The sequence below is a fragment of the Roseateles sp. GW821-FHT09H11 genome (genome assembly GCF_059415845.1).
Genome location: NZ_JBWKOA010000006.1, coordinates 269,200 through 293,576 on the forward strand (window position 1 = coordinate 269,200; position 24,377 = coordinate 293,576).

General features: G+C 67.9%; 21 protein-coding genes and 1 pseudogene. 7 read left to right on the forward strand and 15 right to left on the reverse strand.

From position 1 onward, the window contains the following. Positions 1-59: 59 nt before the first annotated feature. Together AC07PR_RS20735 and xseA are read right to left on the reverse strand one after the other, a co-directional pair. Positions 60-644 carry a superoxide dismutase gene (locus tag AC07PR_RS20735; protein ID WP_377156454.1) on the reverse strand — a complete coding sequence of 195 codons (585 nt, stop codon included), beginning with the start codon at positions 642-644 and terminating at the stop codon, positions 60-62. 116 nt (positions 645-760) lie between these two features. Beyond that, the gene (xseA, locus tag AC07PR_RS20740; RefSeq protein WP_495136427.1) at positions 761-2,125 is read right to left on the reverse strand and encodes an exodeoxyribonuclease VII large subunit; all 1,365 of its coding nucleotides are present in this window, start codon (positions 2,123-2,125) and stop codon (positions 761-763) included. Between the two features lie 328 nt (positions 2,126-2,453). On the opposite strand from xseA, the gene AC07PR_RS20745 reads away from it, so the two are divergent. The 7 genes from AC07PR_RS20745 to AC07PR_RS20775 all read left to right on the forward strand — a co-directional run bounded on the left by AC07PR_RS20745 (position 2,454) and on the right by AC07PR_RS20775 (position 7,263). Continuing rightward, positions 2,454-3,158 carry a MotA/TolQ/ExbB proton channel family protein gene (locus AC07PR_RS20745; protein WP_377156458.1) on the forward strand — a complete coding sequence of 235 codons (705 nt, stop codon included), beginning with the start codon at positions 2,454-2,456 and terminating at the stop codon, positions 3,156-3,158. Next, positions 3,155-3,568: an ExbD/TolR family protein gene (locus tag AC07PR_RS20750; RefSeq protein WP_297530697.1), complete on the forward strand. Its 414-nt coding sequence runs from the start codon at positions 3,155-3,157 to the stop codon at positions 3,566-3,568. Before AC07PR_RS20745 ends, AC07PR_RS20750 begins: the two co-directional genes overlap by 4 nt. Before the next feature lie 37 nt (positions 3,569-3,605). Then, entirely contained in the window at positions 3,606-4,661 is a 1,056-nt protein-coding gene (gene lpxK, locus AC07PR_RS20755; RefSeq protein ID WP_495136428.1) for a tetraacyldisaccharide 4'-kinase, read from the forward strand. Beyond that, entirely contained in the window at positions 4,642-4,845 is a 204-nt protein-coding gene (locus tag AC07PR_RS20760; RefSeq protein ID WP_483105593.1) for a Trm112 family protein, read from the forward strand. The genes lpxK and AC07PR_RS20760 overlap by 20 nt, the downstream gene beginning before the upstream one ends. Continuing rightward, positions 4,842-5,600 (forward strand): 3-deoxy-manno-octulosonate cytidylyltransferase, encoded by a 759-nt coding sequence (kdsB, locus tag AC07PR_RS20765; RefSeq protein WP_377156462.1) that lies wholly within the window; start codon positions 4,842-4,844, stop codon positions 5,598-5,600. Before AC07PR_RS20760 ends, kdsB begins: the two co-directional genes overlap by 4 nt. Positions 5,601-5,747: 147 nt before the next feature. Continuing rightward, positions 5,748-6,401, forward strand: a complete 654-nt coding sequence (adk, locus tag AC07PR_RS20770) for an adenylate kinase (protein WP_377156464.1) — start codon at positions 5,748-5,750, stop codon at positions 6,399-6,401. A 103-nt stretch (positions 6,402-6,504) separates the two neighbouring features. Then, a complete protein-coding gene (locus AC07PR_RS20775) occupies positions 6,505-7,263 on the forward strand; it encodes a 3-hydroxyacyl-CoA dehydrogenase (protein ID WP_088405199.1) in 759 nt (252 codons plus the stop codon). 145 nt (positions 7,264-7,408) lie between these two features. Here the strand turns inward: AC07PR_RS20775 and AC07PR_RS20780 are convergent, their stop codons facing one another. The 13 genes and pseudogenes from AC07PR_RS20780 to tadA form a co-directional block, all read right to left on the reverse strand. After that, complete coding sequence (locus AC07PR_RS20780; protein ID WP_483105591.1) at positions 7,409-8,659, reverse strand: hypothetical protein; 1,251 nt, start codon at positions 8,657-8,659, stop codon at positions 7,409-7,411. Positions 8,660-8,743: 84 nt separating this feature from the next. Continuing rightward, complete coding sequence (locus AC07PR_RS20785) at positions 8,744-9,175, reverse strand: ExbD/TolR family protein (RefSeq protein ID WP_431102407.1); 432 nt, start codon at positions 9,173-9,175, stop codon at positions 8,744-8,746. 12 nt (positions 9,176-9,187) lie between these two features. Further along, complete coding sequence (locus tag AC07PR_RS20790; protein ID WP_067269350.1) at positions 9,188-9,616, reverse strand: ExbD/TolR family protein; 429 nt, start codon at positions 9,614-9,616, stop codon at positions 9,188-9,190. A 28-nt stretch (positions 9,617-9,644) separates the two neighbouring features. After that, a complete protein-coding gene (locus AC07PR_RS20795) occupies positions 9,645-10,496 on the reverse strand; it encodes a MotA/TolQ/ExbB proton channel family protein (protein ID WP_067269348.1) in 852 nt (283 codons plus the stop codon). A gap of 101 nt (positions 10,497-10,597) precedes the next feature. Next, positions 10,598-11,236 carry an energy transducer TonB gene (locus AC07PR_RS20800; protein WP_431102406.1) on the reverse strand — a complete coding sequence of 213 codons (639 nt, stop codon included), beginning with the start codon at positions 11,234-11,236 and terminating at the stop codon, positions 10,598-10,600. Positions 11,237-11,822: 586 nt separating this feature from the next. Continuing rightward, entirely contained in the window at positions 11,823-12,536 is a 714-nt protein-coding gene (locus tag AC07PR_RS20805) for a 2OG-Fe(II) oxygenase (protein WP_377156475.1), read from the reverse strand. A 76-nt stretch (positions 12,537-12,612) separates the two neighbouring features. Then, positions 12,613-15,297, reverse strand: coding sequence for a TonB-dependent receptor (locus AC07PR_RS20810; RefSeq protein ID WP_495136429.1), 2,685 nt, complete (start codon positions 15,295-15,297; stop codon positions 12,613-12,615). Between the two features lie 517 nt (positions 15,298-15,814). Further along, positions 15,815-17,669: pseudogene (locus AC07PR_RS20815) on the reverse strand (ABC transporter ATP-binding protein). A gap of 13 nt (positions 17,670-17,682) precedes the next feature. Continuing rightward, positions 17,683-19,164, reverse strand: coding sequence for an ABC transporter permease (locus AC07PR_RS20820; protein WP_495136430.1), 1,482 nt, complete (start codon positions 19,162-19,164; stop codon positions 17,683-17,685). Between the two features lie 45 nt (positions 19,165-19,209). After that, a complete protein-coding gene (locus AC07PR_RS20825; RefSeq protein ID WP_377156482.1) occupies positions 19,210-20,193 on the reverse strand; it encodes an ABC transporter permease in 984 nt (327 codons plus the stop codon). Beyond that, positions 20,193-22,514, reverse strand: coding sequence for an ABC transporter substrate-binding protein (locus AC07PR_RS20830; protein ID WP_495136431.1), 2,322 nt, complete (start codon positions 22,512-22,514; stop codon positions 20,193-20,195). Before AC07PR_RS20830 ends, AC07PR_RS20825 begins: the two co-directional genes overlap by 1 nt. Positions 22,515-22,655: 141 nt before the next feature. Next, positions 22,656-23,666: an LD-carboxypeptidase gene (locus AC07PR_RS20835; protein ID WP_495136432.1), complete on the reverse strand. Its 1,011-nt coding sequence runs from the start codon at positions 23,664-23,666 to the stop codon at positions 22,656-22,658. Further along, positions 23,663-24,361 (reverse strand): tRNA adenosine(34) deaminase TadA, encoded by a 699-nt coding sequence (tadA, locus tag AC07PR_RS20840; protein ID WP_483105583.1) that lies wholly within the window; start codon positions 24,359-24,361, stop codon positions 23,663-23,665. The genes AC07PR_RS20835 and tadA overlap by 4 nt, the downstream gene beginning before the upstream one ends. Between the last annotated feature and the right edge of the window lie 16 nt (positions 24,362-24,377).

The window sequence follows — 24,377 nt, forward strand, 5'->3', positions numbered from 1 at the left end:
GCCCGGGAGCGATCCCGGGCCGTTCCTTCATCGGCTCCCGCGGAGCGGGCGCCGGTGGGTCAGTTGCCGAAGTTGGCCTGGGCGAAGTCCCAGTTCAGCAGGCTCTTCAGGAAGGTCTCGACGAACTTCGGACGCGCGTTGCGGTAGTCGATGTAGTAGGCGTGTTCCCACACGTCGATGGTCAGCAGCGGCGTGTCGCCGGTCGTCAGCGGGGTGCCGGCGGCGCCCATGTTGACGATGTCGACCGAGCCGTCGGCCTTCTTCACCAGCCAGGTCCAGCCGGAACCGAAGTTGCCGACGGCGCTCTTCTGGAAGGCTTCCTTGAAGGCGTCGACGCTGCCCCACTTGGCGTTGATCGCGTCGGCCAGCTTGCCGGTCGGCGCGCCGCCGCCGTTGGGCTTCAGGCAGGACCAGAAGAAGGTGTGGTTCCAGATCTGCGCGGCGTTGTTGTAGATGCCGCCGCTGGAGGTCTTGACGATCTCTTCCAGCGTCTTGTTCTCGAACTCGGTGCCCTTCTGCAGGTTGTTCAGGTTGTCCACGTAGGCCTTGTGGTGCTTGCCGTGGTGGTACTCCAGCGTCTCGGCGCTGATGTGCGGCTCCAGCGCCTTCTTGTCGTACGGCAGCTCGGGCAGGACGTGTTCCATGAGGGACTCCTAATCGGTGGTTGGTGGTGGGACGGGTGTCGCGGGCGATTGTAGGCAGCGAAATCATGCCCCTGACGGGAGCGCGCATACCGCGCCACAGAGGGCGCGGACCGCCCTCAGACCTCTCGGCGAACGACGCGCCCGACTGTCAGATCGGCTTCGCCGTCGGACAGGACGGCGCGCAAGTCCTGACCCTCGCGGAGCTGGTCGACCGAGCTGAGCGCCCGACCCTGCCCGTCGTCCAGCCAGGCGTAGCCACGGGCCAGCACCTGGCGCGGATCGAGCGACTGCAGGCGCGCCTCGAGCGCGTCCAGCCGGTGTGCGCCGCGCTGCGCCTGCTGCGGGAGCGCGCGGTCGAGCCGCTCCGCGAGATGTCTCAGCCGCTGCGTCTGCAGCGCCGCGGCGCGCGGTGCGATCTGGTTCAGCCGCTGTTCCAGGTGACGCAGACGTTGCGATTCCAGGGAGACCGTCTTCGGCGCCACCTGACCCAGCCGCTGCGACAGCAGATCCAGCCGGCGCCGCTGTCTCGCCAGGGCGTCGCCCGGCCGCGCGAGCCGCAAGGCCAGCCGGTCGAGCCGCTGCGCGGAGGCGTCCAGGCGCTGTTCGACCCGGCGCGTCAACTGGCGTTCCAGCGCGTCCAGCGTCTCCAGGCATTGCTGGCGCGAGACCGTGGCCAGCTCCGCCGCCGCCGTCGGCGTCGGGGCGCGCAGGTCGGCCGCCAGATCCGCCAAGGTGATGTCGGTCTCATGACCGACGCCGCAGATCACCGGCAGCGGCGATTCGGCCACCGCCTGCACGACGCGCTCGTCGTTGAAGGCCCACAGGTCCTCCAGCGAGCCGCCGCCGCGCACCAGCAGCAGCACCTCGGCGTCGGCGCGCTCGTTGGCCGTGGCCAACGCCCGCACGATCGCCGGCGGCGCCTCGGCGCCCTGGACCAGCGTCGGATAGAGGAAGACATGCGCGTGCGGCGCTCTGCGGCGCAGGGCGGTCAGCACATCCTGCAGCGCGGCCGCACCGGTGGAGGTGATCACGCCGATCCGCCGCGCGTACCTCGGCGGCTGGCGTTTGCGATCCTCGTCGAAGTAGCCCAGCGACTCCAGCTTCGCCTTCAGGCGCAGGAACTGCTCGTAAAGCGCGCCCTCGCCGGAGCGGCGCATCGCCTCGACGATGAACTGCAGTTCGCCGCGCGGCCCGTACAGGTCGAGCCGGCCGCGCAGCTCGACCGTCATCCCGTCCCGCGGCGCGAAGTCCACCATCGACGCCGCGCGCCGGAACATCGCGCAGCGCAGCATCGCCGGCTGGCCTTCCGCGTCCTTCAAGCTGAAATAACAGTGGCCGCTGGCCGCGCGCGTGAAGCCCGACAGCTCGCCCTGCACCGTGATGACGGGGAATCTGGCCTGCAATGCGTCGGAGAGGGCCGTCAACAGGGCCGCGACCCCCCAGACCATCCGTGGTGATGCGGGTTTCGGGGCGTCAATCATGCGCAAACCCAATGCCGGCGCGGGTCCGGAACTCCACAGCCGCGTCAATGCTGGCTCCGCGGGCCATATTGGCCGTCATGCCCGCGTCACAGATCGATAAGCGCTTGTTTTTCAAAAGCTTTTTCCTGCCTTTTTTTGGAGCAGCCTAATCCTTGCCGTTTGGCGACGGGGCCTGGCGCGGTTCCGAGACCAGTTGCCCACAAAGTTATCCACAGGAACGGTGGATGTTTGTAAGGGCTTGTGATGAGGGTCCGGAGTGGTCGGCGCCAGCGTTGCGGGGCGCCATAATGCGCCGCCGGGCCGGAGATGCCCGTACGGAGGGAAAGCCTTGTTTTCGATCATACAAGCCGCCGGCTGGCCGATCTGGCCCTTGCTGCTGTGTTCCGTCGTGGCCCTGGCGCTGATCATCGAGCGCGTCGTCAGCCTGCGTGCCGCGCGCGTCGCGCCGCCCAGCCTGATCGAGGAAGTGCTGGGCGTGACCCAGCTGCAGATCCCGAGCGGTGAAGTCGTCGGCAAACTGGCCGAGAACTCGCTGCTGGGTCAGGTCCTGGCCGCCGGGCTGCGCACCTCGCAGGCCGATCCGCGCGCCGGCGAGACCCGCCTGCGCCAGTCCTTCGAACTGGCCGGCCGCCATGCGATCCACCAGATGGAGCGCTACCTCAACACGCTGGGCACCATCGCCGCGGCCGCGCCGTTGCTCGGCCTGCTGGGCACCGTGGTCGGCATGATCGAGATCTTCGGCAGCCAGAGCCCGGGCCCCGGCGGCAACAACCCGGCGCTGCTGGCGCACGGCATCTCGATCGCGCTCTACAACACCGCCTTCGGCCTGGTCGTCGCGATCCCGTCGCTGATGTTCTACCGCTATTTCCGCGGTCGCATCGAGTCCTACGTCGTCGACATGGAGCAGGCCAGCGAGCGCCTGCTCACCCACCTGGTCAACCGCGCGATGCCCGGCGTCCACGCCGTGAACGCCGGACCGGCCACGGTCCCGCCGCCGGTGGCCGCGCCCGCCTCGGGGAAGGCCAAGGCATGAAGTTCCGCCGTCGCCAGGGCGAGGAACCGGAGATCAACCTGATCCCGTTCATCGACGTGCTGCTCGTCGTGCTGATCTTCCTGATGCTGTCGACGACGTACTCGAAGTTCACCGAGCTTCAGCTGACGCTGCCGACCGCCGACGCCCAGCAGCTCAAGGAGCGGCCGGCGGAGATCATCGTGGCGATCTCGGCGGACGGCCGCTATTCGATCGACCGCAACGCCGTCGAGGGCCGCAGCGTGGACCTGCTGACCGCCGCGCTGCTGCAGTCGGCGCAGGGCAAGCAGGAGCCGGTGGTGATCATCTCCGCCGACGCGGCCACGCCGCACCAGGCGGTGGTCAACGCGATGGACGCGGCCCGCCGCGCCAACCTCACGCGACTGACCTTCGCGGCCAACAAACCTCAATGATTGCCGCAATGAGCGCGGCCATGGCCCGGGACCGGACATGACCCGGCCGGCCCTCGAGGACCGGCTGCAGCGCGCCTGGCGCGATGACGACCGCCTCGCCCACCTGCTGCGGCCCTTGGCCGCGCTGCATGGCGCGGTGCTGCGGCTGCGCGTGGCGCTGTACCGCTTCGGCCTGAAGAAGGCCGAGACGCTCCCCGTGCCGGTGATCGTCGTCGGCAACTGGGTGGTCGGCGGCGCCGGCAAGACGCCCACGACGCTCGCGCTGCTGGACACGCTCCGGCGCATGGACATCCGCGCCGGGGTCATTTCGCGCGGCTACGGCCGTGCGGATGACGCGCAGGTCCGCGTGATCGCCGACGGCGACCGCGCCGAAGACGTCGGCGATGAACCCCTCCTGATCAAGCTGCGTGCCGGCGTGCCGGTCGCGGTCGGCCGCGACCGCATCGCGGCGGCGCGAGCGCTGCTCGACGCCTGCCCCTGGATCCAGGTGCTGGTGTCGGACGACGGTCTGCAGCACTGGCGGCTGCCGCGGCAGCTCAGCGTGCTCGTGTTCGACGAACGCGGCCTCGGCAATGGCCGCCTGCTGCCGGCCGGGCCGCTGCGCCAGGCGCGTGCCCTGCCGCCGCCGCCGGGGTCCTCGCCGGACACGCTGGTGCTCTACAGCACCGGGCGGCCGAGCACCGCCCTGCCCGGCTACGTCGGCACCCGCCAACTGGCCGGGGCCGTCGCGCTGGCCGACTGGTGGCGCGGCGAGCCGGGACGCCTGGAGCGGCTGCACGCGCTGCGCGGCAAGCCGCTGCTGGCCGCGGCCGGACTGGCGAGGCCGCAACGCTTCTTCGACATGCTCGGCGAGCAGGGCCTGAACTTCCGCGCGCTGGCGCTGCCCGACCACGCCTCGCTGGACCCGTTGCCCTGGGCCCGCACCGACGAGGTCGTCATCACCGAGAAGGACGCCGTCAAGTTGCGTCCGGAGGCGCTGCAGGGCTGCCGCATCTGGGTGGTGGCGCTAGACTTCCGCCCCGAACCCGCTTTTGAAGAGGCGTTGCAGCGCGAGCTGCGGCGGCTGCTCCCCCATGGACCATCGACTGATTGAGATGCTGGTGTGCCCCGTCTGCAAGGGCCCGCTGGACGACCGCCGCAATGCCCCGGGCACCGGCCTGCCGGACCGCGAACTGCTGTGCCCGGCCGACCGCCTGGCCTTCCCGATCCGCGACGGCATTCCGGTCATGCTGGCCAACGAGGCCCGTTCCACGGACGCCGAAGGCGACGCCGCGTGAACACCGGCTTCCACATCGTCATCCCGGCCCGGCTGGCGTCGACACGCCTGCCCAACAAGCCGCTGGCCGACATCGCCGGCGCGCCGATGATCGTGCAGGTGGCGCGGCGCGCGGCGCTGGCCGGCGCGGCGCAGGTCGTCGTCGCGACGGATGCCGTCGAGGTGAAGGCCGCCTGCGAGGCACACGGCGTCCGCGCGCTGATGACGCGCGCCGACCACGCCAGCGGCAGCGATCGCCTGGCGGAGGCCGTCGAGCTGCTCGGACTGCCGGATGACGCGCTGGTCGTGAACGTCCAGGGCGACGAGCCGCTGATCGCGCCGGAAATGATCCGTGCCTGCGCCGACCTGCTCGCCGCGAAGCCGCAATGCGCGATGGCGACGGTCGCGCACGCGATCGACGACGACGCCGAGTTCGCGAACCCGAACGTCGTCAAACTGGTCACCGATGCCCAGGGCCTGGCGCTGTACTTCTCCCGCGCGCCGATCCCGTGGTGGCGCGACGCGCCCGGCGGCGGCGCCCGCGTGAAGCCCGAGGCCGTGCTGCGACACGTCGGGCTGTATGCCTATCGCGCCGGTTTCCTGCGCCGCTTCCCGACGCTGGCGGTGTCGCCGCTGGAGCAGATCGAGGCGCTGGAGCAGTTGCGCGTGCTGTGGCACGGCGAGCGCATCGCGGTGCATGTCAGCGCCGAGCGCCCGGGGCCGGGCGTGGACACGCCCGAGGACCTCGAACGCGTCAGAAGGCTGATGACAAGCTGAATCGCGGCCCGGCCCGACAGGGTTACACCGCAGTTCATTCGCCTGCCGCGTCAGCGGGCCGTAGGCCAGCGCGTGCTATTCTCGCCCGCAGTTTTCGAGGGCGCGTCGACCCGTGCGGCGCGCCCTCTCCCTATATCGAGGAGACCCATGCGACTGATTCTTCTGGGCGCCCCCGGCGCCGGCAAAGGCACTCAGGCCTCTTTCATCTGCCACAAGTTCGGCATCCCGCAGATCTCCACCGGGGACATGCTGCGTGCCGCCGTCAAGGCCGGCTCCGAACTCGGCGTCGCGGCCAAGAAGGTCATGGATGCCGGTGGCCTGGTCAGCGACGACATCATCATCGGCCTGGTCAAGGAACGCATCGCCCAGCCGGATTGCGCCAAGGGTTTCCTGTTCGACGGTTTCCCGCGCACGATCCCGCAGGCCGACGCGATGAAGGCCGCCGGCGTGAAGCTGGACTTCGTGCTCGAGATCGACGTCCCTGACAGCGCCATCATCGAGCGCATGAGCGGACGGCGCGTGCATGTCGGCTCGGGCCGCACGTACCACACCAAGTTCAATCCGCCCAAGGTCGAGGGCAAGGACGACGTCACCGGCGAGGACCTGATCCTGCGTGACGACGACAAGGAAGAGACCGTCAAGAAGCGCCTGGAGGTCTATCAGGCCCAGACGCGTCCGCTGGTCGACTATTACTCCAGCTGGGCCGCCAGCGGCGACGCACAGGCGCCGCAGTACCGCCGCATCGAAGGCATCGGCACGGTCGACGAGATCACCGGCCGCGCCCTCGCCGCGCTGAGCTGAACTCACTCCGACCCGTGATCATGGCGGCCCCCGTGGCCGCCATTTTTTCGTCGACAATTGACGTTTACGTCAACGGCAACCAACAACTCGGAAGGAGACATCCATGGACATCGCGAACAAGGTCTTCATCGTCACCGGCGGCGCCTCGGGCCTCGGCGAAGGCACGGCCCGCATGCTGGCGCGCGAAGGCGCGACGGTCGTCATCGCCGACCTGCAGGTCGAACGCGGCGAGGCGCTCGCCAAGGAGCTGAACGGCGCCTTCGTGAAGTGCGACGTCAGCCAGGAAGCCGATGCCCAGGCTGCCGTCGCCAAGGCGGTCTCGCTGGGCAAGCTCATGGGCCTGGTGAACTGCGCCGGCATCGCGCCGGCCGCCAAGACCGTCGGCAAGGACGGCGCACATGCGCTGGCGACCTTCTCGAAGGTGATCACGGTCAACCTGGTCGGCAGCTTCAACATGATCCGCCTCGCCGCCGAGGCGATGAGCAAGAACGAACCGGAAGCCACCGGCGAGCGCGGCGTGCTGATCTCGACGGCCTCGGTGGCCGCCTACGACGGTCAGATGGGTCAGGCGGCCTATGCGGCCTCCAAGGGCGGCGTCGTCGGCATGACGCTGCCGATCGCGCGCGACCTGGCGCGCAACGGCATCCGCAACATGACGATCGCTCCCGGCATCTTCGGCACGCCGATGCTGTTCGGCATGCCGCAGGAGGTGCAGGACGCGCTGGCCGCCAGCGTGCCCTTCCCGTCGCGCCTGGGCCGTCCTGAGGACTACGCCAAGCTGGTCCACCAGATCGTCACCAACGACATGCTCAACGGCGAAGTGATCCGCCTGGACGGCGCGATCCGCATGGCGCCGAAGTGAACCTGGTGTCGACGCCGACGAGCCGCTGATCCACAGATCATCGAATCATCGGCCCACGAAAAAGGCCTCCCGGCGCAAGCCGGGAGGCCTTCTCACTGGATCGCGCCGATCGCGACCCGGCGGACCGGATCGCGAGGTGCAGGGATCAGTGCTTCGCGCTGCGCGCGTAGACCGACCACAGGCCGGCCAGATCGGCCGAGCCGTCGGTGCCCTTGACGGTGCGCCAGGTGGCCTGCGCCTTGGCCTTGTCGCCGCCCAGGAACTGCGCCAGGCCCAGGTAGAGCTTGGCGTCATCCGGACGCTTCAGGTTGCCCTTGGCGATGCCTTCTTCCATCAGCTTGATGCCGGCGGCGGCCTGGCCGCGCTGCACCTGAGCGAAGCCGACCTTCACCAGCTCGTCGCCTTCCCGGGCGCCGCGGGCAGCCTTCTCGGCCTCGGCTGCACCCGCCTTGGCTTCGGCGATGCGCTTGTCCAGCAGATCGGCCAGACGCTTCGGACGAGCGTTGTCGTCGGTCGGCTTCAGGACGCCGGCGGCGAAGCCCTTGTCAAGCACCTTCTTGCCTTCTTCCGGATAGCCAGCAGCACCGGCGAGCTGGGCCAGCTCCATGTAGTCGTTGGCACCCGTCATGTTCTCGGTGACCAGACGCAGACGCAGCACGTCGACCTGATAACGACCGGCCGCGAAGCCCTTCTTGGCCTGCAGCGTGCCCAGCGACTGTGCCCACAGCTGCTTGGTCGGGTAGTAGTTCAGCAGCTTCTGGATCAGCACCGATTCCGTGCCGCCGTCGCCCTTCTTGTTGGCCGCCCACAGCGCCGTGTTCAGCTTGTCCTGGGACGGCGCGCGACCCGCCTTCTCGTCGGCGGAGATGTCGGCCAGCGTGTCCTTGAGGATCGTGGTCACGTCGCCCGAACGCAGCTGCGCCGCGGCCTGGACCTGCTTCATCGCCGGGCTGTTGCCGCCGGCGGCGTTGTACTTGTTGACCCACTCCAGCGCCTTGGCGCCGTTGCCCGCGCGCAGGTAGGTACCGGCGATGGCTTCCATCGTCGGCAGCTTGTTGGCGGCCGGCAGCTTGCCGGCGGCGCTCAGCGCGTCATAGGCCTTGACCATGCCGTCGGCATCGCCCAGGCGCGATGCGGCGGACAGGCGCAGACCTTCCAGCGTCGCGTTCTCGTCCGCGTTGCGGCCGGGCACGGCCTCGGCTTCGCGGATCTTGGCCATCGCTTCCTGCGCCTTGCCCGCCTTCAGCAGATCGGACGCGGCCTTCAAGGCGCCGCCGACTTGCGGACGCACCTGCGCGGCGGCTTGGGACAGGACGCTCAGGCTGCCTTCGGGCGTGGAGCCCAGCACCAGCGCAGCGGCGCCGACAGCGGCGGTTGCCAGCAGTTTGAGTTTCATTCGCTTGCTCTCCAAAGAAGAAAAACGCGCCGCCCTTTCGGGCAGGCGCGTTCTGGTCAGACACCGATCAGGCGGTCATCCGGCTCAGTTCAGGAACTGTTCGTTCCCGACCATCGCCATTTTCTTGACGCCCAGGCGCTGCGCCGACGCCATCACATTGGCCACGTAACCGTACTCGGCCAGCTTGTTCGGCTTGATGTGCACTTCCGGCTGGTCCGGCATCGCGGCGATCTCGGACATCCTGGCCTCCAGCGCCGCGTGGTTCGGCACGGCGGCGCCGTCCCAGAACACCGTGCCGTCGAAGTCGATTGCCACTTCGTGGACGACCGGCTCGTTGGGCGGCGGATTGTTGTTCGGCGGCGGCATGTCCAGGTTGACCGAGTGCAGCTGGATCGGGATGGTGATGATCAGCATCACCAGCAGCACCAGCATCACGTCGATCAGCGGCGTCGTGTTGACGTCCAGCATGGTTTCCGGCTCGTCGCTGCCGCTGGAGCTTCCAACGTTCATACCCATGTTTGAGCTCCTTCAGCCACCGCGAGCCGGCGGCTCGGTGACGAACTTGATGGACATGATGCCAGCACGCTGGCACGCCACCATGACCTTGCCCACGTTCTCATAGCGGGACTTGTCGTCGCCGCGGATGTGAACTTCCGGCTGAGGATTCAGAACCGCCACCTTCTTCAGGCGCGCCACCAGCGTTTCCACGTCGGGAACCGGCTGCACGCCCCAGTAGATGTCGCCATCCTTGGTCACCGCGATTTCGATGTTCTCCGGCTTCGTGACGCGGACGACGTTCGTCTCCTTCGGCAGGGTCACCCCCACCGACTGCGTCACCACCGGCACGGTGATCAGGAAGATGATCAGGAGCACCAGCATCACGTCCACGAGGGGCGTGGTGTTGATGGTCGAGACCACTTCGTCGTCGCCACCGGACGAACCTACGTTCATCCCCATATTGCGTCTCCGGAAACTGCGGTGCGGATTAGCGGCCTGCGACCTTGCGGCTGCCCATCAGGACGCCGTGCAGGTCAGCAGCGAAGGCACGGACCTGGCCCATCACCGTCTTGTTGCGGTTGACCAGCCAGTTGTAGCCCAGCACGGCCGGAACGGCGACGGCCAGACCGATGGCGGTCATGATCAGCGCGGCGCCCACGGGGCCGGCCACCTTGTCGATCGAAGCCTGACCGGCGACGCCGATCTGCGTCAGCGCCTGCAGGATGCCCCACACCGTGCCGAACAGGCCGATGAAGGGGCTGGTCGAGCCGACGGTCGCCAGGAAGCCCAGGCCGCCTTGCAGACGGGTGTTGACTTCGCTCACGGCGCGGTCGATGTTCATCGTGACCCACGTGTTGTGGTCGATGTTCTCGGTCAGGGCGCCTTCATGGTGCTCCGAGGCTTCCACGCCGGTCTGGGCGATGAAGCGGAACGCACCGGATTCGCTCAGGCTCTTCAGGCCTTCCTGCAGGGAAGCCTTCTTGAAGAACGACGCGCGGACGTCCTTGGCTTCACGCGAGATCTTGGAGGTGTCCCACAGCTTCGTGAACAGGATGTACCACGAGCCCATGGACATGATGGCCAGGATGGCCAGCACGGCCTGGTCGACCACGTTGCCGTGGGCGACGATGTTGCCCAGGCTGTAGGGGTTGTCGACCGGCTTGGCGGCGGCCGGCTCGGAGACGGCGGCAGGAGCGATGTCGGCAGGAGCGGGGGCGGTGTCAGCGGCGGAGGCGGCGGCCGAGGCAGCCTGGTCCTGCGCTTGGGCGGCCAGCGGGGAGACGGCCAGGGTCGCGGCGCAGGCGACGGCCGCAAACAAGGCAGACAGACGAGAGATCATGGAGGGTGCTCCTACGAGAAAAGTCTTGAACTCAGGTTGAGAGGTCGGGGCGCGTCAGGCGCCCCGTGTTCGATCGATCGCGGGTGGGACAGTCCCGCGGATCATTCCATGTTGAACACGAATTCCTGTTCGAGGATCGCGTCCGTGCACTGGTATTCCGTCAGCGCGGCCTGGATGGCGTTCTTGAGCGCGCGTTCGGCCTTGCGGTCGTTGGCGCCGCGCAAGGCGGTGAAGGTCACGTCAGCCACCTTGCCGCCCTTGACGGTGAAGGTCGCCTTGTAGCTCGCGGTGCCGCTCCAGTTGAGGGCCGGCATTTCGGGCTTGGCCATCTTGGTGCAGTTGCCGATCGCCGAGCGCGGGCGATCCGACGGCGGAGCCGGCGGCGCGGGAGCCGCTTGCGGCGGAGCCGGACGGAACTCCTGCGCCGGCGGCGGCGTCGTCGACTGCACGGCCACCGTCTGCGTCGGCGGCGGCGGAGCCGTCACGACCACTTCGGGCGGGGGCACGAACGGGGGCGGCGGCGCCTTGATGTCCGGCGGGGGCGGCACGACCTTGTCGGGCGGCGGCGGCGGCTTGACCTTTTCCTCGACCACCTTGACGTCGATCGGGCCCTTGACGGCCTCCTTGATCTTGGTCGCCAGACCGCTCGCCAGCGCCCAGATGATCAGGGCGTGGATGACGATGACGATGCCGATGCCAGTCACGCGCGATGACCCAGCTTTATCCTGCGCAAAGTTCATGCGCGCTCCTTCATCAAACTGCGAATTTCTTTCATCGAAGCTACAAGGGGAGTTCGACTCAACACAGCGTCTGGTCGGATCAGGCGTTCGCGCCGCAACCTGGGGTCAGCAGCGCCTGTCTTGCCGGCTGTGCGAGCGGCGGAGACGACCGGTGCCACATCGCCGAAGCGCCACGGACCGCCGCCCCGCCGAAGGCAGGAGGGACACACGAAGACTCGAAAACCCAGGGCACGATACGAACCCGACTCAACAAAAATGCCCGTCAGCTTGTGGCCGCGGGCGTCTCGAGGATCAGTCAAAATTCTGTAGCAAAACTACAGAATTCGACCACCTTTCACGACCTTGATCATAAACGACATGCACAAGCCGCAAGCCATGGGGTTTGCCCGAGCATGCGCGCATCGCCCATCGCACGAATCACCTGCGGTTACAGCGGGTGCGCCGTCCAACGGTCAAGTGCATCGACCCTGGTATTCTACTGGTATGCCCCCTCGCCCCCTCCCCTGGAGTCCTAGGGCTAACCCGCAAAGCCGTTACCAGACGAACTGCTCTGCGTACGAGGCAATCCTTGTGCCAGCCGGCGTCCTCACGCCGCTTTCGGAGCGGCAATCAGCCAGCCGGTGATCGCCTGGCGTTCGGCCATGGCGAATGGCGGCACATAGGAGACAAAATGTCGCCGAGGCACTGTGAAGAGCGACAGTGAGTTGAAGTGCGGGAAGTAGGTATCCAGTACCGAACCGTCCTCCGCCGTGAAGTGGAGCATCCCGCCCCAGTCCGGACGCCACCGCCGGGTGAGGTTGATCACGTAGGCGATGCGGCGGTCCTCGCGGTCCACATGATCGTCGTGGGTGGTCAGGAAGTTACCGCGCGAGTACATCGTCGCCTGTGCGTAGACGCCATTGATTTGAGGGTCACCGCTCAGATCCCGCATGCGCGACAGGAACTCGTCTCCCGCCATCCAGCGCATGAAACGCGCCAGCAGGTCCTCGCGTCCGGCGTGGACCGCCTGCACCAGCGAGTCCGAGAAGAACGAGAACTGGAAGCTCTCCCGCGCCACCGAATGGATGCCTTCGGTCAGTTGCATGCGCTGCTGCGGCGTCAGGCTGCGAAGCTGCTCGCCCGTGAGGCGGCGGTCCCCGTTCAGGTCGCGGTAGACGAGTTCCCAGTCGATCGCCTGCAGCGCCCGGTCAAGCGCGTCGGCCACCTCGGGCGCGAAGAAGTCGCGGATCTGCACCCGCCCATCGGCGCGCAGCGTGCGGCCGAGGGCGGCGTAGTCGAGCGTGGGATTCAGATAGTCCATGGAAGCCTTCTCTTGCCCGCCCTAACGAAAGCAGGCCCCGAAGGGCCTGCGGAGTCAGGTCAGGATACCCGCGGGATCAGAAGCGGTAGGTGCCGCGCAGATAGAAGGTGCGGCCCTTGACGTCGGCGTACGTCGGGTCGAAGCCGACCTGGAAGTAGTCTTCCTGGACGGTCGACGGCGGCTTCTTGTCGAACAGGTTGCGCAGGCCGACCGTGAAGACCATGTTCTTCACGCCCTTGTACGTGCCCTGCAGGTCAGCCAGGCCGTAGGCCTTGACCTTCTTGACCTCGTCGTAGTCCTCGTAACCGTTCTGGCGGTAGTAGCGGGTGCCGATGCCCCAGTTGCCCAGGTCCCAGTCCAGCGTGAAGGTCTGCTTGAAGCGCACCACCGGACCGCCCACGGCGTACTTGCCGAGGTTGTCGATGGTCTCGCCGGAGATGATGTTGGTCTCCGTGCTCTTCGTCAGGATCGTGCCTTCCCAGCCCGGCGTGAAGTTGCCGAACTCGGTGCGCAGACGGGTACGGGCGTTCAGGTCGAAGCCGCTGACGCGCGCCTGGCCGACGTTCTCCAGCGAGGCGTTGACGTAGTCCAGATAGCCGGTGACCGGATCACGAACGAGTCGGTTCGCGAAGACCGAGGAACTGGTCGTCGGGCCGGTCTGGTTCTTGAACCAGTCCTTCAGGATGTCGTCGCCGGTCAGCGCGCGGATGCCGTTGGTGATCTTGATGTCGAAGTAGTCGATGCCGAAGCTCGTGTCCTTGATCATCTCGAAGACCAGGCCCGCGGTGAAGGTCTTGGACTTCTCGGGCTTCAGGCCCGGGTTGCTGTTGTTCACCGCGGTCAGCTGCGTGGAGCAGTGATCGGTGTTGGGGAAGGCCTGGCAACCGCGGATCGAGTCGTAGAACGGGTCGGTGTAATTGCTGCCCGTGTTCGTGCCGGCGGACGGCGCGTACAGGTTGTCCAGCGCCGGGGCGCGGAAGCCCTTGCCGGCGGAGGCACGGAACAGCAGGCCGGCCATCGGGGTGAAGCGGACCGAGAACTTCGGGCTCGTGGCCGACAGGTTCGGCGAACTGAAGGAACCGTCGCGCGAGTTGCCCTTCGTGCCGCTGTACTTGTCGTAGCGGACCGCCGCGTTCAGCTCGAGCGACTTGAGCACCGGGAAGTTGGCTTCCGCGAACACGCCGCTGACGTCGCGCTGACCCGTGACCGCGCCGGCATTGCCGGAGCCGCCCACGATGTCGCCCGAGCCGGCGATGTCCGAATAGCCGTCGGTGTACTTTTCCTTGCGGAACTCGCCGCCGAAGGCCACGCCCATGTTGCCGCCGCCGACGTTGAACAGTTCGCGCGACAGCGTGAAGTCACCGCCGGCGTTGCTCGTCTTGGACTTGCGGTTGTTGCCCGCCAGCTCGGCACTCTTGAGCGCGGCCAGGCCGGCCGCGTCGTTCGGACCGAACGGGTTGATCAGGCCCGTTGCCAGCGCCTGCACCAGGCGGGCATCCGAGAAGATGCCGCTGACGAAGTCGTCGCGCGCCTTGCCTTCGGCGTAGACAAAGGCGGCCTTGTAGTCGAAGCCGGCAAAGGTGCCTTCCGCGCCAGCGACGCCGCGCAGCACTTCGTTGGTCACCTTGTCACGACGCTGGCCGCCGTCGACCATCCGCCAGGAGATCCGCAGCGGGCCACGATAGCCGGGCAGCACCGCGTCGACGGCTGCCGTCGGGTACCACTTGCCGCCGCCGGGGTACAGGTAGGCCGGCTTGCCGGTCGTCGTCGACGGGGTCTGCGAGGAGCCCAGCACGATCTCGTTGCGGCTGTAGACCGCCTCGGCGAACAGGGTGTGGTCCTGCGACGGGGCGAAGGTGGCCTTCACCAGCGCGCCGTAACGATCCTGCTCGGGCACCAGGTCGATGTAATGCGTGTAGTCGTAGCGGCAGTTGGTGGCGCCGGGATACGAGAAGCTGTCAGGCGGTGCGCAGTTGGGGAAATTCGCCGCCAGCGGCACGTACTGACCGGTGCTCGGGATCACCGCGTTGGCGGGGAAGGTGTTGCCGGAATCCTTGATGATGCCCAGGTCCGGACGATTGCCGGTGGCCGCGTAGCCGCGGTCCATGGCGCGGATCGGGTCGTACTTCTGGTAGTTGAAGGTGCCCAGGATGTTGAACTTGTCCTTGTTCAGGTCGCCCACGCCCAGGCCGCCGGACAGCGAGAACACGTCGCCGACCTTGTGCGGCGTTTCCAGGCCGATCGACAGCTCGCCACCGCGCCAGTCCTTGCGGGTGATGAAGTTGATCACGCCGCCGATGGCGTCCGAACCGTAGGTCGCCGAGGCACCGTCACGCAGCACTTCGACGCGCTCCACGGCCGCGAGCGGAACGGAGTTCAAGTCGACGCCCTGGCCCGAGAACGGGTAGGTCGGCAGGCGACGACCGTTCAGCAGCACCAGGGTACGGGCACGGCCCAGGCCGCGCAGCGACGCGCCGGTCTGGCCGGTCGCCGAGGAGTCGCCGATCGACTGCCCCAGGGCAATGCCGCCGCCGTTGTTGTAGCTCAGGCGATCGACCAGTTCCTGCACGTTGGACGCGCCGCTCTTGTCGATGGTGTCGCGGGTGATGACGCTCACCGGCAGCGCCGTCTCGGCATCAATCCGCTTGATCGAGGTACCGGTGATTTCCACGCGGTCGAGCTGTTGCTGGGCAACTGCCGGCAGCGCAATGGCGCCCAGCGCGAGGAGCGCAGCGGCGTTGATGCTCTTTCGTTTGAACATGAGGACTCCTTATCCAGAAACACTTGTGACTTGTTCCCGGGAACACGGGCGGCCGGGGTTTCGGCCAGCGCCCTCCGAGCGGTGTTCCCGGGTCAGGGCCGGGCCAGTTTCTTGTCGGCTGCGAAAAGGAATCCCCCGTAATCTCCCTATGCAAGTCGTGACTAGCCTGTTTCTGGCAGGAAAACGCGGGTAAACACCAAAGTGCGCATTGCGACACGCGTTGCGGCGGCGCGACGCGCGCTCAGCGCCCGAAACGAGGTATTGACCGCTGCAAATGACCAAGAAATGCACCATTTGTGCGCATGACATCGAATTTACAACTCACCAATCGCCCCGCCGCACGGACGGCGTGCAAATGAATGCCAGCGCATCAAGGCCACCGCACGCCGTACGCGGAAACATGGGTTCACGACGCTGCCTCAGCACCAGAACAGTGCAAACGCCAGCGACTGGCCGACGCCATGAAAAAGGGCCGCAAGAGCGGCCCCGAGGTGAGGAGGATCGGTCGGATCAGGGATCAGGCGATCGTCCCTCGTTCGACGCGGGGAACGGCGGCGAGCAGCGTGCGGGTGTACGCCTCCCGCGGGGCGCCGAGCACGGCGTCGCAAGCGCCCGACTCGACAATGCGGCCCGCCTGCATCACCGCCACCTCGTCGGCGATGTATTCGACGACGCCGATGTTGTGGGTGATGAACAGGTAGGACAGGCCGCGGCTGCGCTGGAGTTCGCGCAGCAGGTTCAGGATCTGCGCCTGGACCGACACATCCAGCGCCGAGGTCGGCTCGTCGCAGACGATCAGGCGCGGCTCGACGGCCAGCGCGCGGGCGATGGCGATGCGTTGGCGCTGACCGCCGGAGAACTCGTGCGGGAAACGGGCCAGCGCGTCGCGGCGCAGGCCCACTTGGTCGAGCAGATCGTGCAGCAGCCCCTGGCGTGCTGGCGCGTCCAGTTCGGGGCGCAGCGCCAGGAGGCCCTCCTCGAGCACCTCCTGCACCCGCAGCCGCGGGTTCAATGATGCGAACGGGTCCTGGAAGATGATCTGCACCTGACGCCGGGCCTCCCGCAGGGCCACGCCGTCGAGATGGAAGAGATCCGTCGGCGCCCCGCCCTGCCCAGCCGGACCGGCGGTCGCGGCGGCGGGCGGATGCAGCAAGGCCTGACCCTCGATGACCGCGACGCGGCGCAGCAACTGGACGATGGCCTTGCCGGACGTTGTCTTGCCGCAGCCCGATTCCCCGACCAGCGCCAGCGTGCGGCCCGCCTCGATCGAGAACGAGACGCCGCCCACCGCGTCGAACCAGCGCTTCGCGCCGCCGAAGAACCCGCGCGACATCGGATACCGGACGTGCAGATCCTTGACCTCGAGCAGCATCGCCGGCGCCCTCGGACACTGCCACCGGCTCCCTGCGATCCGTGTAGAGCAGGCACCGGACTTCATGCGCCGCGGCCCCGCCCGCGATCGAGGCCAGCACCGGCGGTGTCGATCCGCAATGGACCATCGCCCGGTCGCAGCGCGGCGCGAAGCGGCAACCTTCGAAGGTTTGCCAGAGCGGCGGCACGGTGCCCGGAATCGCGGCCAGCGGCTCCCCGCGGCGCTGCGCGTCCGGCAGTGCCTGCAGCAACAGCCGCGCATACGGGTGCTTCGGCGCGGCGAAGAACTCGGCCGCCGGCGCCACTTCGACGATCTGCCCCGCGTACATCAGGGCCACCTGATGCGCCATGCCGGACACCACGCCCAGGTCGTGCGTGATCAGCAACAGGCCCAAACCCCGCTCGCGCTGCAGGTCCTTGAGCAGGTCCAGGATCTGCGCCTGGATGGTGACGTCGAGCGCGGTGGTCGGCTCGTCGGCGATCAGGAAGTCGGGCTCCGCCGCCAGCGTCATCGCGATCATGATCCGCTGCTTCTGACCGCCGGAGAGCCGGAACGGGTACTCGTCGATGCGGCGCTCGGGCTCGGGGATGCCGACGCGGCGCAGCCAGTCGATGGCCTTCTTCCGGGCCGCCTCGCCGCGCAGCGGCGTGTGCGCCTCGATCGCTTCGACGATCTGCGCGCCGACCTTCATCACCGGATTCAAGCTGGTGCCGGGCTCCTGGAAGATCATGCCGATGCGCCCGCCGCGCACGTCGCGCATGTGCGCCTCGCTCAGGTCGAACAGGTCCTGGCCGTCGAGTTCCAGCCGGCCGCCGGCGATGCGGCCGTTGTCGGGCAGCAGCCGCATCAGGGCGAGCGCCGTCATGCTCTTGCCGCAGCCGGATTCACCCACCAGTGCGAAGGTCCGGCCCTGCGCCAGCGTCAGCCGCATGCCGTCGATGGCGCGCACCAGGCCGGCGTCGGCGTCCAGGTGGACGTGGAGGTCGTCGATCTTCAACATGTCGCGGCGTCCCTCACGAAGCCTTGGCGGCCTTGCCGGCCGGACCGACGGGCTCGCCGGTCCTGTTCTTCTTCAGCGACAGCACCTGCGGCCGCAGCTTGCGCGCGCGTGGATCGAAGGCGTCGCGCACGCCGTCGGCGAACAGGTTGGCCGCCAGCACCAGGCTCACCATGAAGCCGAAGGCCGCCACGAAGCTCCACCACACGACCGGGTCGCGGCTCATTTCCGAGCGCGCCAGGTTGATCATTCCGCCGAAGCTGTTCATGCCCGGATCGACACCGACGCCGACGTAGGTCAACACCGCCTCGTAGAGGATCAGGTCGGAGAAATTCAGCACCAGCGAGATCAGCACCAGGTGCATCACGTTGGGCACGATGTGACGGACCATGATCGTCGTGTCACGCACGCCGAAGGCCGTGGCGGCCTGGACGAAGTCGGCCTCGCGCAGCTTGAGCGTCTCGCCGCGCACCAGCCGGCACAGCGTCGCCCAGCCGGTGACGCCCAGGATCACGCACAGCAGGAAGATCTTCAGATCCGCGCGCTCGGCGCCGGTCTCGAAGGCCTCGGGATGCTTGTCCAGGAAGACCTGCACCATCAGCACGCAGGCCGCGATCAGCAGCACGTTGGGCACCGAGGTCAGCACCGTGTAGAAATACTGGATGACCTCGTCGACCCAGCCCTTCAGGTAGCCGGCCAGGATGCCCAGCACCAGCGCGAAGGGCAGCGTCGCCAGCGTCGACAGCGCGCCGATGACGAAGGCGGTGCGGATGCTCTTGAGCGCCTGGTAGAGCACGTCGTTGCCGGTCTGGTCGGTGCCGAACACGTGGTAGTAGCCCATCAGCGCGATCACCGGGCCGGCCAGCAGCGCGATCACCGACAGGGTCGCGAGCGCCGCGCGCCACGGATAGTGCGTGCGATCGCCCAACAGATCCTTCAATCCCTGACGGAAGCCGCCGTGATGCGGCGCGAGCACCGTCCCCATCAGCAGCGCCATCAGCACCGACGCGACGGCGCCCAGCGCCAGCCCCGTCAGCGCGCGTCGCGACAGGTCGCCATGCCAGTCGCGCTCCGGATCCTGCAGATGCGCGCCGCCGAAGGCCAGGCGCGGGAACTCGCGCACGATCTCACTGCCGTGCGCCACGCTGTCCAGCGTGAAGCCCTGGTACGCGAGCGGTGCCGAATAACTGGTCTCGCGCATCTCGATCTGGCGCGCCAGCAACAGGTCCAGCACGGACTCGGTGCGGGTCTCGTAGAACTGCTGGCCGGCGGGACTGTCGGCCAGCGCGCGGCGGAAGTGCAGGCTGTCCAGCGCGGTGACGCCGAGGAACAGCACCAGCACCACGCCCGCGCTCAGCGCCGCCGGATCACGCAGCACGCGCTGCCAGTTGGCGCGCAGGTGCGGGCGGCGGACCAGCCGCACGATGTAGAGGACCAGCGCCGCGAACATCGCCCACAGCGCCACGTCGGTCCAGAGGAAAACGACCTTGAATCCCATGTCGACTCTCGTGTCCTGTCTCGAATCCCGAACGCGCCGGGCGCGTCAGGTCAGCCTCACGCGCGGATCGACCCAGGTGTAGATCACGTCGATCAGCGCGTTGCTCGCGATGTAGAGGAGCGCGCCCAGGAACACCATGGTGCGCACGATGGCGAAGTCCTGCCCGGTGATCGCCTCGATGACGAAGGCGCCCAGGCCGGGAATGCCGAAGAAGCTCTCGAACACCAGGCTGCCCAGGAACACGTACGGCAGGTAGGCGCCGGCGCTGGTGATGATGGGGATCAGCGCGTTGCGCAGCACGTGGCGCATCAGCACGCGCGGCTCGGACAGGCCCTTGGCGCGGGCGGTGCGCACGTAGTCCTTGCCGACCTCCTCGAGCAGCATCGCGCGGTACAGCCGCGCCTCGCCGCCCAGGCGCGACAGCAGCGACAGCGCGATCGGCAGCGCCAGGAACTTGATCGCGTCCAGGCCCGGCTCGTAGCCGTTGATCGGCACCAGCCGCAGGATGCGGGAGAAGAAGAACTGGCCGACGATGATGTAGAACAGGCTGGAGATCGACAGCATCAGCACGCACAGCACGACGCCCCAGAAGTCGATGCGCGAGTTGCGGAAGAAGGTGAGCAGCAGCGCGAAGGCGACGCTCACGATCAGCTGCAGCACGAAGATCGGCACCGCCAGCTGCAGGCTGACGCCCATGCGGGTCTTGATCTCGTGGCCGATGTCGACGGCCTGGCGCGCGTCGGAGCGGCCGAACTCCAGCAGCATCAGCGAGACCGAACGCTCCCAGAAGACCGTGTGCGTGACCTGCTCCGTCCCGGCGCGCGACGCGTCCCAGTACAGGGGCTTGTCGTAGCCGCGTTCGGCCTTCCACTTGTCGATCTGCTCCTGCGACACGCGCTTGCCGCCGATGTTCAGCCGGGCCATGTCGTCCGGCGTGTTGACGGTGAAGAACAGGAAGAAGGTCAGCAGGTTGACGCCGACGAGGATGGCCAGCCCGTAGACCAGGCGGCGGGTGAGGTACTTGAACATCAGTCGGCTCCCCGCGGAGCGCTCGTGGCGGATTCTGCGGAACGGGCGGCCGGCGCGGCCGTGCCGCGCGCGGTCGCGGTCTCGCGCTTCTGGAAGCTGCGGCGCGTCATCCAGACGATCGCCACGCCGCCGATGGCCAGCACCAGCAGCGGCCACCAGACGGGCCGGTTCCATGCGCCCTGCAGTTGCGCGCGCTGCTGCGGATCGATGCGGTAGTAGCGCACCGGATCGCGGATCACGATGCTGGGCTTGCCGTTGTGCACCCAGCTCTGGTACGCCTGACCGGTCCAGGCCCAGTAGCCGAAGGCCCAGGGCGAATCCTGCTGGACGATCTCGACCATGCGATCGATCACCTGCTGCTTGGCGGGGCCGTCGTCCAGCACCTGGATCTGCTTGAACAGGCGGTCGTACTCGGTGTTCTCGTAGTTGGCCGAGTTCTCGCCCTCATGCAGCGACTTGCTGTTGGGACCGTACAGCAGGAACAGGAAGTTCTCCGCGTCCGGGTAGTCCGCGAACCAGCCCCACCAGAACACCTGGTGCTTGCCTTGGTGCAGCTTCTCCTGGAACTGGTTGTAGTCGGTGGCGCGCACGTCGAGCTGCACGCCCAGCTTGGCGAACTGCTTCACCAGCCAGTCGTTCTCGGCCTTCACCTCGGGCGTGACCGTCCGCATGAAGTCGTAGTTCAGCACCAGCGGCTGGCCGCTCTTCGCATCGCGGCCGTCGGGGTAGCCGGCCTCGGCAAGCAGCTGCTTCGCCTCCTCGATCGAGCGGCGCTCGATCCTGCCGTCGACCCGCTTGTGCGTGACCGGATTGAAGAAGCCCGGCTGCGCCTCGCGCGAGCCGAACACGCCCGGCGGCACCGGTCCGAACGCGGCCACGCCGCCGCGGTTCTTGAAGATGCGGCCGTAGCCCTCCTCCCAGTCGATCGCGATGGACAGCGCCTGGCGCAGCTTGCGATGACGGGTCTCGTCCTCCGGCGTCTTCCCCTTGCCGATCACCGGATCGAGCATGTTGAAGCCGAGGTACCAGTTGTTCGGGTCGGTCGATCGCGGGAACGCGAAGCCGCGCTGCTTGAAGAAGGCGTCGGTCTCCGCGGAGTCGCTGGCATCGGCGTAGAACTCCACGCCCCAGTCGCCGCGCTCGAGGTCGGGCACGTCCAGGTAGCCCTGCTTGAACATCTCCTTGCGCGGCACCTTTTCCTTGATGAGCGTGGCCACGATCCTGTCGATGAAGGGCAGCGGCTTGCCGCAGTCGGCCAGGCGGCCGGCGGGACCGTCGTCGGGCATGCCCTCGCAGGGATAGAGATCGTCCTTGCGGTAGTTCGGGTTGCGCGACATCACGTGACGGCGGTCCTGCTGGTACTCCGTCATCATGTAAGGCCCCGTGCCCACGGGCCACTGGTTCCAGGACAGGCCGTGCTCGGCCATGCCGGGCTGGGCGTAGAACAGGTCCACCTCCCACGGGATCGGCGCGACGAAGGTCGTCGACAGCCAGTACGACCACTGCGGGTACTTGCCCTTGATGCGCACGCGCAGCAGGTGCTTGTTCACCGCCTCGGCGCCGGCCAGCGGCCATTTGCGGAAGTCCAGGAACGGCTTGTCGGGCGAGCTCTCGGGCAGGCCCTTCAGCAGCTTGGCGTTCTCCTCGCGGATCAGCGCGCCGTACTCCTTCAGCCCGACGACGTGCTCGGAGAACAGGCCGTAGATCGGCGCCTCGACGCGCGTGGTCGCGTGGCGCTTGAGCGCGTAGACGAAGTCCTCGGCCTCGATCTCGCGCGTGCCCAGGTGCTCGAACTGCCACGGCGAGCGCTTGTCGCCGAGGTCCTTCGCGCTCAGGTGGTGATAGAGGTAGTGCCCTTGCGCGTCCTTCGCGAACGCGGGGCTGGGCGCGTACTTCACGCCTTCACGCAGGGGCACGTCGTAGACGCTCTGCGCGATCTGCTCGACCGGCGCATCGTCGGGCAGGCGCTTGCCCTGCGCATCGACGTAATACGGCTTGACGACGGCCGCCGCGGCGCGCGGGATCAGCTCGTAGGGCCGCTTCAGATAGTGGTAGCCGTAGGGCGGCTCCATGATCTGGTAGGTATAGACCGACTCCGGCGAGGTGTAGGACGCGGTCGGGTCGAGATAACGCGGCGAGCGCTCGTCGAAGGACAGGTAGAGCGTGTTGTCCTTGGCCGCGCCGGCCGGATATGGGCTGTTGTTGCAGGCGGTCAGGAGCACGGCGGCGAGCAGGCCCGCCATCCGGGCCATCGGGGCCACCCACGTCCCGCGCCAGCCTTCAGCCGCGTGCAGCGACGCGTTCCACAGCCCCGACGACATCGTCATCCTTCCAAAAAGCAAACGCCGCATCCTGAGGATGCGGCATTGCCAGATTGTTGCCAAGGCCGCTCCTCGCGCAGAGGCCGGCCGATGCCGGGGCGGATCATAGCGGCCCGGTTCGCGGGGCGCGTGTGACGTCAGTCAGTGGTCGTGAGGCCCGTGGTCATGGTCGTGGCCGTCGTGACCATGATCATGCGCGTGTCCATGTCCATGGCCGTGATGATCGTGGTGGTCGTGGCCGTGATCGACGTGGCCCCAGGCGACGATGACGTCGCGGCCCTCGACCATCATCTCGGCCTTCGCTCCGACGGGCAGGCAGACCTTGGTCGGCACGTGACCGAAGGGCAGGCCGGTGAGGATCGGCACCTTGACGCGCTCGCGCAGCGCCGCGACGCAGGCCTTCATCGAATAGCCGCGATCCAGCGGCGACTTCTTCCAGCCGCTGAAGCTGCCCAGCAGCACCGCCTTCTGCGCGTCCAGCACGCCCGCCTGCCAGAGTTGCAGCAGCATGCGCTCGACGCGATACGGGTGCTCGTTGACGTCCTCGAGGAACAGGATGCCGCCCTTGATGCGCGGGAAGTGCGGCGTGCCCAGCAACGAGCACAGCACCGCCAGGTTGCCGCCCCACAGCGTGCCGCGGGCCTCGACGCCGTCCAGGCCGGCTTCGGTGCGGAAGCCGATGGCCTCGAGCGATCCGTCCATCGCCTCGAGGAAGCAGTCGCGGGTGATCTCGTCGACGCCGCCGTCCGTGTCGGCGCGGCCGAAGTCGTCGCAGGCGAGCGGGCCCGCCCAGCTCGTCTGCTTCGTGTGGGCGAGCAGCGCCAGCTGCAGCGCGGTCACATCGCTCAGGCCGACCCAGCGCGTGCCGCGCTCGACGCTGCGGGCGATCGTCGGCCAGTCGATGCGGTCCAGCAGACGCGTCAGGCCGTAGCCGCCGCGCGTGGCCAGCGCCACCGACGGCGCGGCCTGCGCGACACGGTGCAGCGCGGCCAGCCGCGTCTCGTCGTCGCCGGCGAAGCGCTGATGCTTCGCGAGCGCCGCGTCGTCGATCGCCACCTCGAAGCCGAACGCCGTCAGCCGCTTGGCCGCGCGCTTGAGCGCTTGCGATTGCGCCAGGACGCCGGACGGGGTGTAGAGGGTCAGGGAGCTCATCGCTGCGTGTCGTCCTGCGTGTTGTCCTGCGAGGGATCGGAATTCATGGGAAGGTACTGCGCGTCACCGACGGGGATCTCGGGAAACTCCTGGACCTCGGGCAACGCGCTCAGCGTGTCGAGGCCGGCGTCATCGAAGCCGTCGCCCGTGGCCCCGGTCTCGACCGCGGCGCGGCGACGGGCCTCGCGCAACTGGCGCGCCGCCTCGCGGCGCTCGGCGAAGAACTCGCGCAGCAGCCGCGACGACGCCTCCGCGAGCACGCCGCCGTGCAGCGCGGTGTGGTGGTTCAGCTGCTTCTGCCCGAACAGGTCGAGCACCGAGCCGGCGACGCCGGTCTTCGGATCCGGCGCGGCGAAGACGACGCGCTTGAGCCGCGCATGCATCATCGCCATCGCGCACATCGCGCAGGGCTCGAGCGTCACGTAGAGCTCGCACTCCGGCAGCCGGTAGTTGCCGAGCAGTTGCGCGGCGTGGCGCAGCGCGACGATCTCCGCGTGGGCGGTCGGATCGTGGGTCGTGATCGGGCGGTTGTAGCCGGTGGCGATCACCTGACCGGCCCGCATGATCACGGCGCCCACCGGCACCTCGCCGACGAGCCAGGCGTTCTGGGCCTGGTCGAGGGCGAGCCGCATCGCGTATTCATCCGCGGGGTCGGCGGGGTCGGCGGGGAGGATCTGGGGGGACTCGGTGGTCATGGCGGCGCTCGCGCGG